Raw genomic sequence first — 13220 nt, forward strand, 5'->3', positions numbered from 1 at the left:
CCGCCTGCGGCGCCCGAAGCCGCAGTCGCTGCCACAGCCGCGCCCGGCGGCACCGCGCCCGCAGCCCATGATGAAGGTGCGCATCGACCCGCCCAGGCTGCCGCGCATACGGATACGGCGGCCCCGGCTGATCCCGTTCCGCGAACGCAACCCGGTGGTCATCGGGGCGGTCGGCCTCACCGTCCTCGCCCTGCTGACCGTGGCCGCGTTCAACGCCGACAGCCTGCCGTTCATCGGCGGCGGCACTACGTACAGCGCGGCCTTCTCGGAGGCCGGCGGGCTCAAACCCGGTGACGAGGTGCGGATCGCCGGGGTGAAGGTCGGCAAGGTCGAGACCGTCGACCTGGACGGCGACCACGTCAAGGTCACCTTCAAGGTCAAGGGCGATCCCGGCCTCGGCACCGACACCCGCGCGTCGATCCGGATCAAGACGATCCTCGGCGCGAAGTACCTCGCGCTGCAGCCCAAGGGCCCGGGTCAGCTGAGGGCGGGCAGCGAGATCCCGCTGCGGCGCACCGTGCCGGCGTACGACGTCGTGCAGGCGTTCAGCGACCTGACCACCACCACGGAGAAGGTCGACACCGGGCGGCTCGCGAAGGCCCTGGACACCATCTCCACCACCTTCCAGGACTCGCCCGCCGAGGTGCGCGCGTCCATCAAGGGCCTCTCGGAGATCTCCCGCACGGTCGCCTCCCGCGACCAGGCCCTCGGTGAGCTCCTCGACCACGCGAACGGCACGACCGGCGTGCTCGCCGACCGCTCCAAGGACTTCACCGCGCTGGTCAAGGACGGTGACCAGCTGTTCCGGGAGATCAGCAGACGGCGCGAGGCGATCCACAAGCTGCTGAAGACCTCCGCCGCGCTCGGCATCGAGCTCTCCGGACTGGTCCAGGACAACGAGAAGGAGATCGGGCCCGCCCTCGAGGGCCTGAAGCGAGTGGTGCAGATGCTCGAACGCAACCAGGCAAGCCTCGACCGCAGCGTGCAGCTGCTGGCGCCGTATGTGCGGGTGTTCACCAACGCCCTGGGCAACGGCCGTTGGTTCGACTCCTACGTCCAGAACCTGGTCGCCGCTCCGGTGACACCTCGGACGGGAGGCAACCGGTGAAGAGACTGAAGCGACGCCTGGCGGTGCTCACCGCACTCGCCCTGGTCGCCGCCCTCACCTATGTGCTGTGGCCGCGGCCCGAGCCGGTGCGCGTCACCGCGTACTTCCCGCGCGCCGTCGGCATCTACCCCGGCTCGGACGTCCGCGTCCTCGGAGTCCGCATCGGCGAGGTCAAGAAGATCACGCCCGAGGGTGAGCGGGTGCGGGTGGAGCTGGAGTACGACCACGGGCGCAAGGTGCCCGCCGGCGCCCAGGCCGCGATCATCAACTCCTCGGTGGTCAGCGACCGCTATGTACAGCTGCTGCCGGTGTACCGGAAGGGCCCGGTCATGCACAGCGGTGCCGTCATCCCGGAGAACCGCACCGCCGTACCCGTGGAACTGGACCGGATCTTCGACAGCCTGCACACCACGGCCGAGGCCCTGGGCCCCAAGGGCGCCAACAAGGACGGCTCCCTCTCCCGGCTGCTCGGGGTGAGCGCCGACAACCTCGGCGGGCAGGGCGCGAACCTCAACCGGACCGTCCAGGACCTGTCGCAGGCGGTCACCACCCTGTCCGACGGCCGCAAGGACCTGTTCGGGACGGTACGGAACCTCCAGGTGTTCACAGCGTCACTGGCGGCCGACGACAAGAGCGTGCGGTCCTTCAACACCAGTCTCGCCGACGTCGCGCAGCAGCTCTCGGGTGAGCGTCAGGACCTGGCGGACGCGCTCACGAACCTGGGCACGGCGCTCGCCGACGTGTCCGCGTTCGTCAAGAACAACAAGAAGTCCCTGACCTCGAACGTGAAGGGCCTCAGCAAGGTGACCAAGGTGCTCGTCACCCAGCGGGCCGCCCTGGACGAGCTGTTGCGGGTGGCGCCCACGGGCCTGTCGAACCTCAACAACGCCTACAACCCGTCCTCCGGCACCCTCGACACCCGCAACAACGCCCAGCAGGCGCAGGACCCGGCCTCGCTGCTGTGCTCGATCCTGCGGACGACCGGCGACGCGGGCGGCCGGAACCCCGACTGCAAGCAGCTGAAGAAGCTCTTCGACTCGCTGCCCGAACTGCCCACGCAGGGCACCGCGGTGACCGGCACGGTCGACAGGACCCTCGGCGGGATCCTGGGGGCGAGCGCATGAGCACCCGACGCAGGGCCGGGACACTCGCCTGGGCGGCGGTCGGTTCGCTGCTGCTGTCCGGCTGCGAGTTCAACGGCTGGTACGACGTCCCGCTGCCCGGCGGCGCGGCCGACGACGGGCACGCCTACCACGTCACCGTCGACTTCCGTGACGTCCTCGACCTGGTGCCGCAGTCGGCGGTGAAGGTCGACGACGTCACCGTCGGCGCGGTGGAGAAGGTGGAACTGGACGGCTGGCACGCGCGCGTACGGCTGCGGGTCGCCGACTCGGTGAAGCTGCCCGCGAACGCGGTCGCCGAGCTGCGGCAGACCAGTCTGCTCGGCGAGAAGTACGTGGCGCTCGCACCCCCGACCGGCACCGCCCCCGTGGGCCGGCTCCGCGACGGCGACCGCATCCCGCTCTCCCGCAGCGGCCGCAACCCGGAGGTCGAGGAGGTGCTCTCCGCCCTGTCCGCCCTGCTCAACGGCGGTGGGGTCGCCCAGCTGAAGACGATCACCGTGGAGCTGAACAAGGCCCTGGACGGACGGGAGAACCGGGTCAGATCACTGCTGAAGGAGCTGGACACGTTCGTCGGCGGACTGGACAAGCAGAAGGCCGACATCATCCGCGCGATCAAGGCCGTGGACCGGCTCGCGGGGCGGCTCGGCAAGGAGAAGAAGACCATCGCGGAGGCCGTCGACACCATGCCACCCGCCCTGAAGGTCCTGGCCGACCAGCGGCGCAACCTGACGAAGATGCTCACCGCCCTGTCGAAGCTGGGCAAGGCGGGCACCAAGGTGGTCAATGCCTCGCACGACGACACGGTCGCGAACCTCAGGGAGCTTCGGCCGATCCTGCAGCAGCTCGACAAGTCGGGCGACGACCTGCCCAACTCCCTTGAACTGCTGACCACTTATCCGTTCCCGCGCAACGCCATGGACGCCGTCAAGGGCGACTACGTCAACCTGCACATCACCGCGGACCTCAATCTGGCTGACCTGTACGGCAACGTGGCGGGCGGCAACTCTGGCCACGGCAAGGGCAGTTCGCCGGCGCCAAGCAGCCCCACCGCACCGGGCCTCCCGGATCTCCCGGGCGTCCCGACGCCGGCCCCGCTGCCCAGCACGCCGAGCCTGCCGTCGTCGCCGTCCGTGCCGTCGTCACCGTCGGGCGGCGGCGGGCCGCTGTGCCCGCCGGTGTGCACGAGCAGCTACACCACCGGAGCGAAGCCGCCCGAGGGCATCGACCTCGCGCTCGCCGAGCTGATGCTGAAGGGGGTCCAGCCGTGATCACTCGTACGGTCAAGGCCCAGCTGGTGGCCTTCGCCGCCGTCACCGCGGTCGGGGTGTCGTACGTCGGCGCCCGGTACACCGGCCTGGTGGACGACGTCCTGGGCCGCGGCTACACCGTGCAGGCCGACTTCGCCGACTCCGGGGGCATCTTCCCCGGCGCGGAGGTCACCTACCGCGGGGTGCCCGTGGGCAAGGTCGGCGCGCTGCGGCTGAGCGGCTCCGGGGGCGTGTCGGTCGCCCTCGACATCAAGGACGGGAGTCCGCGCATCCCGGCGGACACCCTCGCCGTGGTGGCGGACCGGTCGGCGGTGGGCGAGCAGTACGTCGATCTGCAGCCGCGCACCTCCCACGGCCCGTACCTGCTCGACGGCAGCGCCATCCCGCGCGGCAGCACGCGCGTGCCGCTGCCCACGACGGACCTGGTCCTCAGCCTGGACCGGCTGGTGAACTCGGTCGGCAAGAACGATCTGCGGATCACCGTCGACGAGCTGGGCAAGGCCTTCGACGGCACCGGCCCCAACCTGAGCCGCCTGGTCGACTCGGGCAACGCGCTGGTGGAGTCGGCGTCCCGGTCCCTGCCCGAGACGATCTCGCTGATCGAGAACTCGCGGAAGGTCCTCAAGACACAGGCCGACCAGGGCTCCTCCATCAAGTCGTTCGCGCGCGATCTGGCGGCGCTCAGCGCGCAGTTGAAGGCGAGCGACGGGGACCTGCGCAAGGTGATCGGCAACGCGACACCGGCCGCGCAGCAGGTCGACTCACTGTTGAAGTCGACCGGCCCGGGCCTGTCGGTCCTGCTCGCCAACCTGATCAGCGGCGGCCGGGTCACGCTGGCGCACCTGCCCGGCGTGGAGCAGGCCCTCGTCACCTTCCCGGCGCTGGTCGCGGGCAGCTACACGGTCGTGCCGGGCGACGGCACCACCCACTTCGGGCTGGTGGTGAACGCGGGCGACCCGCCGCCGTGCACCAAGGGGTACGGCACCACCTGGCGCGACCCCTCGGACACCAGCACTCGTGCGGCCAACACCGGCGCTCACTGCACCGCCCCGCGCGGCGGCAAGACGTCCGTGCGCGGCGCACAGAACGCCCCCGGTGGGTCATCCGGCGGCGCGAACCAGGCGGCGTACATCACGCCGTACGACCCGGACACCGGCACCGCGACCGGTCCGGACGGAAGGCCCGTCGAGATCGGCTCGACGGGCGGCCAGCAGACGGTGTTCGGAAAGGAGTCGTGGCAATGGCTGCTCGTCGGCCCGATGGCATGAACAGGGTCCTGACGGTGGGGCTGGTCGCGGCGACCGTCCTCACCGCCGCGGTCGCCGGCTGGCTGGGCTTCGCCCTGCACGACCGGCACGCGACGGAACAGCGGCGCCAGGATCTCCTGGCCGCGGCCCGCCAGTCCGCGCTGAACTTCACCTCGCTCGACTACCGGCACTACGACCGGGACAGCGCGAACGTCCTCAAGGGCGCCACCGGTGACTTCAAGAAGCAGTTCACCGCGCAGACGGCACAGCTGACCAAGCTGGTGGCCCAGAACAAGTCGGTCTCCGAGGGGCAGGTCCTGGACGCCGGCATCGTCCGCTCCGACGCCCACTCGGGCCGCGTCCTGGTGGTCGCCGACAGCAAGGTCACCAACACCGCCGCGCCCCAGGGGCAGGCGCGCACCTACCGGCTGCAGCTCGACCTGGTGTACCGGGGCGGGCGCTGGCTGACGTCCGACGTCGAGTTCGTGGGCTGACGGGCCCCAGTGAGGAGTACGACCATGGCGAACCCGACCACCCGGAGCCGCACGATGAGCGCAGCGGCCCGTGCGGCGGCCAAGCGCGCCAAGCGGGTCGAGTACCTGCAGCGGCCCGAGCCGCCGGCCCCGGACAACTGGGACGACCCGCCGCAGCCGTCGCCGGAGCCGCTGGAACAGGACCCGGACACCTTGGTGGAGCCGGAGGGGAGCGCGCCCCCGCCGCCTCGCTCCGGTCGGCGGCTGCTCCCCGCGGTGCTGGGCGTCCTGCTGGTCGCGGCCCTCGTCGTCGCCTCGCTGCTCGGATGGCAGTACGTGCAGGGGCGGCAGGCGGAGAGCGCCCGGTCGCAGGCTCTCGCGGCCGCGAAGAAGGCGGCGCCGGTCGTCCTGTCGTACGACTACCGGCACCTGGACCGGGACTTCGCCCGGGCCCGGACGCTGCTGACCGGGCACTTCAAGGACCAGTACGGGAAGACCACGAAGACGGTGGTCGGGCCGACGGCGCAGAAGTACCACGGCGTGGTGAAGGCGACCGTCCCCGCGGCCTCCGTCGCCTCGGCCTCGCCGGGCAAGGTCACGGTGCTGCTCTTCGTCAACCAGGTCACGCAGAGCACCCAGGTCTCCGGCTCCCGGCTGGACCTGAACCGGGTGCGGATGACGATGAGCCGTACCTCCGAGGGCTGGAAGGTGAGCGCCGTAGACGCCCTGTGATCAGCCGCTTCACCGTGCCCCCGCGCCTTTTGCGCGGGGGCACTTTTTTGTCCGCGCTTCGCCGGGCGCTCTTGACAGTCCTCCCCGTCCACAGGCAGTCTTCCATTAAGCAGAAATGAACTTCCGCTATACGGAATAACCGAGCAAACACAGTCGCCACGGAAGGGAGCGCCGACCCCCATGGGATTTGCAGAGCAGCGCTTCAACGTCAACCTGTCGATCCTCTTCACGGAACTCCCGCTTCTGGAACGCCCCGCGGCGGCCGCCGCCGCGGGCTTCACCGCGGTCGAGCTGTGGTGGCCCTGGGTCGACTCCCCCACCCCCGAGCAGTCCGAGCTCGACGCCCTGAAGAAGGCGATCGAGGACGCGGGCGTCCAGCTCACGGGCCTGAACTTCTACGCCGGGCAGCTTCCCGGACCCGACCGCGGCGCCCTGTCGATCCCGGGTGACGAGTCGGAGAAGTTCCGCGCCAACATCGAGGTGGCGGCGGAGTTCGCCCACTCGCTCGGCACCAAGGCGCTCAACGCGCTGTACGGCAACCGCGTCGAGGGCGTGGACCCGGCCGAGCAGGACGCGCTCGCCCTGGAGAACCTGGTCCTCGCGGCCCGTGCCGCCGACCGGATCGGCGCGATCCTGCTGATCGAGACGCTCAACCGACCCGAGTCGCCGCTGTACCCGCTGGTGTCCGCCCCGGCCGGCATCGGCATCGTCGACAAGGTGAACGCCGCGACGGGGCTCGGCAACGCGAAGTTCCTCATGGACCTGTACCACCTGTCCATGAACGGCGAGGACCTGCCGTCGGTGATCGAGCAGTATGCGCCGAAGACCGGCCACGTCCAGATCGCCGACAACCCGGGCCGCGGGGCGCCGGGGACGGGCTCACTTCCGCTTGAGGGGCTCCTCGACCAGCTCAGGAAGGCCGGATACGAGGGCTGGGTCGGCCTGGAGTACAAGCCGGGCGACCGGCCCAGTGCGGAGGCCTTCGGCTGGCTGCCGGTGGAGTACCGCGCCGCTCGGTGACGGCGTCGTCGCCCCCGTGAACCACCACCTGCCTCAATCCACAGACGTAGCAAAGCAGTTCAGAGAGGTACCCCCAATCATGAGCACCCTCCCCAAGATCGCCTGGATCGGCCTCGGCATCATGGGCTCCCCCATGTCCGAGAACCTGATCAAGGCGGGTTACGACGTCACCGGGTTCACCCTGGAGCAGGACAAGCTGGACCGGCTGGCGGCCGCCGGCGGTACCGCGGCCGCTTCGATCGCCGAGGCCGTGCGGGACGCCGATGTCATCATCACGATGGTGCCCGCGTCACCGCAGGTCGAGGCCATCTCCTACGGCCCCGACGGCATTCTGGAGAACGCACGGCCGGGCGCGCTGCTGATCGACATGTCGTCCATCACGCCGCAGACGTCCGTGGACCTGGCGAAGGCCGCCGCGGACAGGGGCATCCGGGTGCTGGACGCGCCGGTGTCCGGCGGTGAGGCAGGCGCCATCGAGGCCGTGCTGTCGATCATGGTCGGCGGCGAGCAGGCCGACTTCGACCTCGCGAAGCCGATTCTCGAGGCGCTCGGCAAGACCATCGTGCTGTGCGGCCCGCACGGCTCGGGGCAGACCGTGAAGGCCGCCAACCAGCTGATCGTCGCCGTGAACATCCAGGCGTGCGCCGAGGCCGTGGTCTTCCTGGAGAAGTCCGGCGTGGACCTCAAGGCGGCGCTGGACGTCCTCAACGGCGGCCTGGCGGGTTCGACCGTGCTGACACGGAAGAAGGACAACTTCCTCACCCGCGACTTCAAGCCGGGCTTCCGTATCGACCTGCACCACAAGGACATGGGCATCGTCACCGACGCCGCCCGCAACGTCGGCGCCGCCCTGCCCGTCGGTGCCGTGGTCGCCCAGCTGGTCGCCAGCCTGCGTGCGCAGGGCGACGGCGGCCTGGACCACTCGGCCCTGCTGCGGGCGGTCGAGCGCCTCTCGGGCGCTCAGCTCTGAGACTTCCGGGTCGCGGCGCCGCTGACATCTGTCCTGTCGCGCCCAGGCGGCGCCGCGGCCCGGAATCAACTTCAACAAACTGTTGACGTCCAACTCGCCCACTCTTAGGCTCCACAAAGCGGAAACAGTTTTCCGCTGACACCCGCACGGAAGGTCCACGATGTCGAAGCGCGTGCTCACGGCGAGAACTCTCACTACGGAGTCCGGCGCCCCGGTCGCAGACAACCAGCATTCCGCCTCCGCCGGCATCGGCGGCCCGCTCCTGCTCCAGGACCAGCACCTCCTGGAGAAGCTGGCGCGCTTCAACCGCGAGCGCATCCCGGAGCGCGTGGTGCACGCCCGCGGCTCGGGCGCGCACGGCTACTTCGAGGTGACGGACGACGTCACCGGGTTCACGTACGCCGACTTCCTGAGCACGGTCGGCAGGCGCACCGAGGTCTTCGTGCGCTTCTCGACGGTGGCCGACTCGCTGGGCGGTGCGGACGCGGTCCGCGACCCGCGCGGTTTCGCGGTCAAGTTCTATACCGAAGAGGGCAATTACGACCTCGTCGGGAACAACACCCCGGTGTTCTTCATCAAGGACCCGATCAAGTTCCCGGACTTCATCCACTCGCAGAAGCGCGATCCGTTCACGGGCCGTCAGGAGCCGGACAATGTCTGGGACTTCTGGGCGCACTCCCCCGAGGCCACGCACCAGGTGACCTGGCTGATGGGCGACCGCGGCATCCCTGCCTCGTACCGTCACATGAACGGCTACGGCTCGCACACCTACCAGTGGACGAACGCCGACGGCGAGGCGTTCTTCGTCAAGTACCACTTCAAGACCAACCAGGGCGTCCGCTCGCTGTCCTCCGAGCAGGCCGCCGAGATCGCGGGCAAGGACCCGAACTCGCACCAGACGGACCTGCTGCAGGCCATCGAGCGCGGGGTGAACCCGTCCTGGACCCTCTACGTCCAGATCATGCCGGCGGCCGAGGCGGCGGACTACCGCTTCAACCCCTTCGACCTCACCAAGGTGTGGCCGCACAAGGACTACCCGCTGCAGCGCGTGGGCCGCCTGGTCCTGGACCGCAACCCGGACAACGTCTTCGCCGAGGTCGAGCAGGCCGCGTTCTCCCCGAACAACTTCGTCCCGGGCATCGGCCCCTCGCCGGACAAGATGCTGCAGGGCCGTCTGTTCGCCTACGCGGACGCCCACCGCTACCGCCTGGGCGTCAACCACACCCTGCTCGCGGTGAACGCGCCGAAGGCGACGACCGCGCAGAACTACGGCCGCGACGGCTTCATGGCGGTCAACGGCCAGGGCCGCGGGGCGAAGAACTACGAGCCGAACTCGTACGACGGCCCGGTGGAGACCGGCCGCCCCCTGTCCGCCCCACTGGCGGTGACCGGCCACACCGGCACCCACGAGGCCCCGCTGCACACCAAGGACGACGACTTCTTCCAGGCGGGCGAGCTGTACCGCCTGATGTCCGCGGACGAGAAGTCCCGTCTGATCGCCAACATCGCCGGCGGCCTCTCCCAGGTCTCCCGCGACGACGTGATCGAGAAGAACCTGGCCCACTTCCACGCCGCCGACCAGGAGTACGGCCGACGCGTGGAGGAGGCGGTCCGCGCCCTGCGCGAGGACTGACCCGCAGAGCGGCCCACGACCGCCGGACGGCCCGGATGAGGGGTGGCCGGCCGGCGGTGGCGGGCGAGGCAAGGACCGCGGCGGCGTGCGAGCCAGTGCGGTGGTGAAGGTCCCGGGCACTGCTTCTTCGACCTGAGGGAAGCAGCGCCGCGGCTCCGTCGCACCCGCCGCGGTCCCAGCCGCTTCCTGCACCACCCGCAGACTCCGTCCGGCGGCGCGAACGTTCTGTCGCGCCCAGCCTCGCACCGCCGGACGGCCACAACAGAAGACCTCACCGGCCGAGCGGCGCCGGATGCGGACGGTTCCGCATCCGGCGCCTTTCGGCGTTCGTGGGGGTGCGGATCGGCCCGGCCCGCAGGACGCTGAAGGCATGGCACATCCAACGGAGCATCCGCACATAGTGGTGCACTCGCCGGCCCTGGACGGCTCCCGGCGGGTCACGGAGGGTGACGAGACGCTGGGGATCGCCACGCACGTCGACGACGTCAGCGAGATCCTGCGCCTGGCCGACCTGTACGTCACGGACGTCGAGGAGAGCGACCTCATCGAGTGGCAGGGCGGCGGCCCGGACGACTGGCCGGGGTTGTCGGAACACCACGAGGCGCCGTGAGCACGTGCGTACGCCTACGCCCGGGAACGTAGGACGTCTACGCCAACCTCAAATCCAGCTCTGAACATGGTTCAAGAGGCTTCAGCCGCACCCACCCGAGGGCATATTCACGTCACATGGGGCCCGCCGACACGGGGGCGGCGGGCTCCATCACGGGGGAAACGGGAGATCTCACGGGGGAAACGGGGGATCTCACGGGGGAAACGGGGGACGGCTCCTGGGAGCCGGGCACGCGAAAGGGGCGGTCCAACCGGCAGGTTGGACCGCCCCTCAGCTGTCGGCCGGGTCAGACCTTCAGCGTCCTGATCGACGTCGGCGCGTGCCCCGGCTCGGTCGCGAGCTCCTCGAACTCCACGACGTTGCTGATGTCGTTGGTGGTCGACATGGCGATGTTGGTGACGCGCTCCAGGATCGCCTCGACGACGACCGGCACCTGGAACTCGGCGGCGAGCTTCTTCGCCTGCTCCAGGGCCGCACCCAGCTCGCTCGGGTCGGTCACCCGGATCGCCTTGCAGCCCAGGCCCTCGGCGACCTTGACGTGGTCGACGCCGTAGACGCCGAGCTCGGGCGAGTTGATGTTCTCGAACTCCAGCTTGACCTGGAAGTCGATGTCGAACGCCCGCTGCGCCTGGCGGATCAGGCCCAGGTAGGAGTTGTTCACCAGGACGTGGACGTAGGGGATCCTGTGCTGCGCGCCGACGGCCAGTTCCTCGATCATGAACTGGAAGTCGTAGTCGCCGGACAGGGCGACGACCTGCGCCTCCGGGTCCGCCTTCGCGACGCCCAGCGCGGCCGGGATGGTCCAGCCGAGGGGGCCCGCCTGGCCGCAGTTGATCCAGTGGCGCGGCTTGAAGACGTGCAGCATCTGGGCGCCGGCGATCTGTGAGAGGCCGATCGTGGAGACGTACCGGGTCTCGGGTCCGAACGCCTTGTTCATCTCCTCGTAGACACGCTGCGGCTTGATCGGGATGTCGTCGAAGTGCGTACGGCGCTGGAGAGTCGCCTTCTTCTCCTGTGCCGAGGCCGCCCACGCGGAGCGGTCGGGCAGCCTGCCGGCCGCCTTCAGCTCCCTCGCCACCTCGACGAAGAGCTCCAGGGCCGCCTTCGCGTCGGACGCGATGCCGTAGTCCGGGGCGAAGATCTTGCCGATCTGGGTGGGCTCGACGTCGACGTGGACGAACTTGCGGCCGGCCGTGTAGACGTCCAGTTTGCCGGTGTGGCGGTTGGCCCAGCGGTTCCCGATGCCGAGGACGAAGTCGGACTCCAGGAAGGTCGCGTTGCCGTAGCGGTGCGAGGTCTGCAGGCCGACCATGCCGGCGTTCAGCTCGTGGTCGTCGGGCAGGACGCCCCAGCCCATCAGGGTCGGGACGACCGGAGTGCCCGTCAACTCGGCGAATTCGACGAGGAGTTCGGCAGCGTCCGCGTTGATGACACCGCCGCCCGCGACGATCAGCGGCCGCTCGGACTCGTTCAGCAGCCCGATCGCCTTCTCGATCTGGGCGCGGGTCGCGGCCGGCTTGTAGACCGGGAGCGGCTCGTACGTCTCCGGGTCGAACTCGATCTCGGTGAGCTGCACGTCGATCGGCAGATCGATGAGGACCGGGCCGGGACGAGCGGAGCGCATCAGGTGGAAGGCCTGCTGGAAGACGCCGGGCACCTGGGCGGCCTCGAGGACCGTGACCGCCATTTTCGCGACCGGCTTGGCGATCGAGGCGATGTCGACGGCCTGGAAGTCCTCTTTGTGGATCACGGCGGTCGGGGCCTGGCCCGTGATGCACAGGATCGGGATGGAGTCCCCGATCGCCGAGTACAGGCCGGTGATCATGTCGGTGCCCGCGGGCCCCGAAGTGCCGATGCAGACACCGATGTTGCCCGCGTGGGTGCGGGTGTAGCCCTCGGCCATGTGCGAGGCGCCCTCGACATGGCGGGCGAGGGTGTGGTTGATGCCGCCGGAGGCCTTGAGCGCCGCGTAGAACGGGTTGATCGCCGCGCCGGGCACACCGAACGCGTTGGTGACGCCCTCGCGCTTGAGGATCTCAACTGCCGCGCGGGCAGCGGTCATACGTGCCATCGAGTTCTCCTGCTTCGGCTGTCGGACCAGCCCTCCCGTCGCGCCCCGCGGTGAGCTCTTCCGTAATCGACTTCCATTCCACAGTTTCCACATTGCGGAAACTGTTTTCTACTATCTGGAAGCAATGTAAGTGGGCGGAGGAAGGCCGTCAAGAGACGGACAAGCGGGGGCCCGCTGGAGGACGATGTGGGCCATGTCAGAGAGCGTCTCGGTGCGCTGTCCGGCCTGCGGACGCGAGCACCTCTACGCGGCGCCGTCGTATCCGTGCACGTGCGGGGCGCCGGTCGCCCCGCCACTGGACCGGCACGGGACGGCGACGGCCGTCACCCATCGGGCCTGGGCGGAGGACTGGGTCACGCTGCAGTGCGGCTCCTGCGGCCGCCGGGACCAGTGGCCGCGCCCGGAGCTGGGCTGTGAGTGCGGGACGGTGCTGCGGATCCCGGTGGCCGGACAGACCGCCACGGCACCGGCGAGCGCCACACCCACCCCGGCGAAGCGCCGCCGCCCCTTCCAGCCCGTCACCATCCGCACCGCCCGGGACGCGGTGACGGCCGCCGCCGTGTATCTGCGCTGGCTCGGCTACCGGGACATCCGCCGGGCGGACCAGCGGCCCCCGTCCGGCATCGGCATCGCCGCCCGCGGCCTGCTGGCCCAGGTCGACCCGACGGTGCGCCCGGCCTCGCTGCGGGACGTGGAGTGCCTGTGGCTGACCGCCATGACGGAGTCGGCGGCCGGCGTCTACTTCTCCCTGGCCGGCTACGCCACCGACGCCCGCGCCCGCGCGGACACCCTCGGCGTCCCCCTGTTCGTCCTCGACCTCACGGGCACCCCGCAGCCGGTCAACAGCCTCGCCGACGAGCTGGACGCCACCGGGGTGCGGTAGTTCCGCACGCGGTGGTTGCGCACGGAAAGAGCGGGGGCGCCTTGGGCACCCCCGCTCCAACAGTGTTCACGGAACGGCGAG

12 protein-coding genes are annotated in these 13220 nt (G+C 70.0%); 11 read left to right on the plus strand and 1 reads right to left on the minus strand.

Going from position 1 to position 13220, the window contains the following annotated elements; translation table 11 throughout:
* Window positions 1-127: 127 nt before the first annotated feature.
* From ACFY1E_RS20325 to ACFY1E_RS20370, 10 genes are all read left to right on the plus strand, one after another.
* On the plus strand, window positions 128-1108 hold the full coding sequence (locus ACFY1E_RS20325; protein ID WP_389077849.1) for an MCE family protein: 981 nt from the start codon (window positions 128-130) through the stop codon (window positions 1106-1108).
* Window positions 1105-2232 carry an MCE family protein gene (locus ACFY1E_RS20330; RefSeq protein ID WP_389077692.1) on the plus strand — a complete coding sequence of 376 codons (1128 nt, stop codon included), beginning with the start codon at window positions 1105-1107 and terminating at the stop codon, window positions 2230-2232. The genes ACFY1E_RS20325 and ACFY1E_RS20330 overlap by 4 nt, the downstream gene beginning before the upstream one ends.
* Window positions 2229-3500: an MCE family protein gene (locus tag ACFY1E_RS20335; RefSeq protein WP_389077695.1), complete on the plus strand. Its 1272-nt coding sequence runs from the start codon at window positions 2229-2231 to the stop codon at window positions 3498-3500. Before ACFY1E_RS20330 ends, ACFY1E_RS20335 begins: the two co-directional genes overlap by 4 nt.
* Window positions 3497-4768 carry an MCE family protein gene (locus tag ACFY1E_RS20340; RefSeq protein WP_389077697.1) on the plus strand — a complete coding sequence of 424 codons (1272 nt, stop codon included), beginning with the start codon at window positions 3497-3499 and terminating at the stop codon, window positions 4766-4768. Before ACFY1E_RS20335 ends, ACFY1E_RS20340 begins: the two co-directional genes overlap by 4 nt.
* The gene (locus ACFY1E_RS20345; RefSeq protein WP_389077700.1) at window positions 4741-5241 is read left to right on the plus strand and encodes a hypothetical protein; all 501 of its coding nucleotides are present in this window, start codon (window positions 4741-4743) and stop codon (window positions 5239-5241) included. Before ACFY1E_RS20340 ends, ACFY1E_RS20345 begins: the two co-directional genes overlap by 28 nt.
* Window positions 5242-5265: 24 nt before the next feature.
* On the plus strand, window positions 5266-5952 hold the full coding sequence (locus ACFY1E_RS20350) for a hypothetical protein (protein WP_389077702.1): 687 nt from the start codon (window positions 5266-5268) through the stop codon (window positions 5950-5952).
* A gap of 180 nt (window positions 5953-6132) precedes the next feature.
* Entirely contained in the window at window positions 6133-6972 is an 840-nt protein-coding gene (locus ACFY1E_RS20355) for a TIM barrel protein (RefSeq protein WP_389077704.1), read from the plus strand.
* Window positions 6973-7051: 79 nt separating this feature from the next.
* Window positions 7052-7942: a 2-hydroxy-3-oxopropionate reductase gene (locus ACFY1E_RS20360; RefSeq protein WP_389077705.1), complete on the plus strand. Its 891-nt coding sequence runs from the start codon at window positions 7052-7054 to the stop codon at window positions 7940-7942.
* A 160-nt stretch (window positions 7943-8102) separates the two neighbouring features.
* Window positions 8103-9575, plus strand: coding sequence for a catalase (locus ACFY1E_RS20365; RefSeq protein WP_389077707.1), 1473 nt, complete (start codon window positions 8103-8105; stop codon window positions 9573-9575).
* A 370-nt stretch (window positions 9576-9945) separates the two neighbouring features.
* A complete protein-coding gene (locus ACFY1E_RS20370) occupies window positions 9946-10185 on the plus strand; it encodes a hypothetical protein (protein ID WP_389077709.1) in 240 nt (79 codons plus the stop codon).
* 286 nt (window positions 10186-10471) lie between these two features.
* Here ACFY1E_RS20370 and gcl read toward each other — a convergent pair whose 3' ends face one another.
* A complete protein-coding gene (gene gcl / locus ACFY1E_RS20375; protein ID WP_389077712.1) occupies window positions 10472-12256 on the minus strand; it encodes a glyoxylate carboligase in 1785 nt (594 codons plus the stop codon).
* 184 nt (window positions 12257-12440) lie between these two features.
* Here gcl and ACFY1E_RS20380 point away from each other — a divergent pair, with 184 nt between their 5' ends.
* Window positions 12441-13139 (plus strand): hypothetical protein, encoded by a 699-nt coding sequence (locus tag ACFY1E_RS20380; RefSeq protein ID WP_389077715.1) that lies wholly within the window; start codon window positions 12441-12443, stop codon window positions 13137-13139.
* Window positions 13140-13220 lie beyond the last annotated feature (81 nt).

The sequence above is a fragment of the Streptomyces sp. NPDC001604 genome (genome assembly GCF_042893475.1).
In the GTDB taxonomy this organism is placed as follows: Bacteria; Actinomycetota; Actinomycetes; order Streptomycetales; family Streptomycetaceae; genus Streptomyces.

Bases quoted from the DNA above. Each gene is read 5' to 3' on its own strand.
- ACFY1E_RS20355 (WP_389077704.1), top strand. From the start codon at position 6,133: ATGGGATTTGCAGAGCAGCGCTTCAACGTCAACCTGTCGATCCTCTTC.
- ACFY1E_RS20360 (WP_389077705.1), top strand. From the start codon at position 7,052: ATGAGCACCCTCCCCAAGATCGCCTGGATCGGCCTCGGCATCATGGGC.
- ACFY1E_RS20380 (WP_389077715.1), top strand. From the start codon at position 12,441: ATGTGGGCCATGTCAGAGAGCGTCTCGGTGCGCTGTCCGGCCTGCGGA.
- ACFY1E_RS20335 (WP_389077695.1), top strand. From the start codon at position 2,229: ATGAGCACCCGACGCAGGGCCGGGACACTCGCCTGGGCGGCGGTCGGT.
- ACFY1E_RS20365 (WP_389077707.1), top strand. From the start codon at position 8,103: ATGTCGAAGCGCGTGCTCACGGCGAGAACTCTCACTACGGAGTCCGGC.
- gcl (WP_389077712.1), bottom strand. From the start codon at position 12,256: ATGGCACGTATGACCGCTGCCCGCGCGGCAGTTGAGATCCTCAAGCGC.
- ACFY1E_RS20350 (WP_389077702.1), top strand. From the start codon at position 5,266: ATGGCGAACCCGACCACCCGGAGCCGCACGATGAGCGCAGCGGCCCGT.
- ACFY1E_RS20370 (WP_389077709.1), top strand. From the start codon at position 9,946: ATGGCACATCCAACGGAGCATCCGCACATAGTGGTGCACTCGCCGGCC.
- ACFY1E_RS20345 (WP_389077700.1), top strand. From the start codon at position 4,741: ATGGCTGCTCGTCGGCCCGATGGCATGAACAGGGTCCTGACGGTGGGG.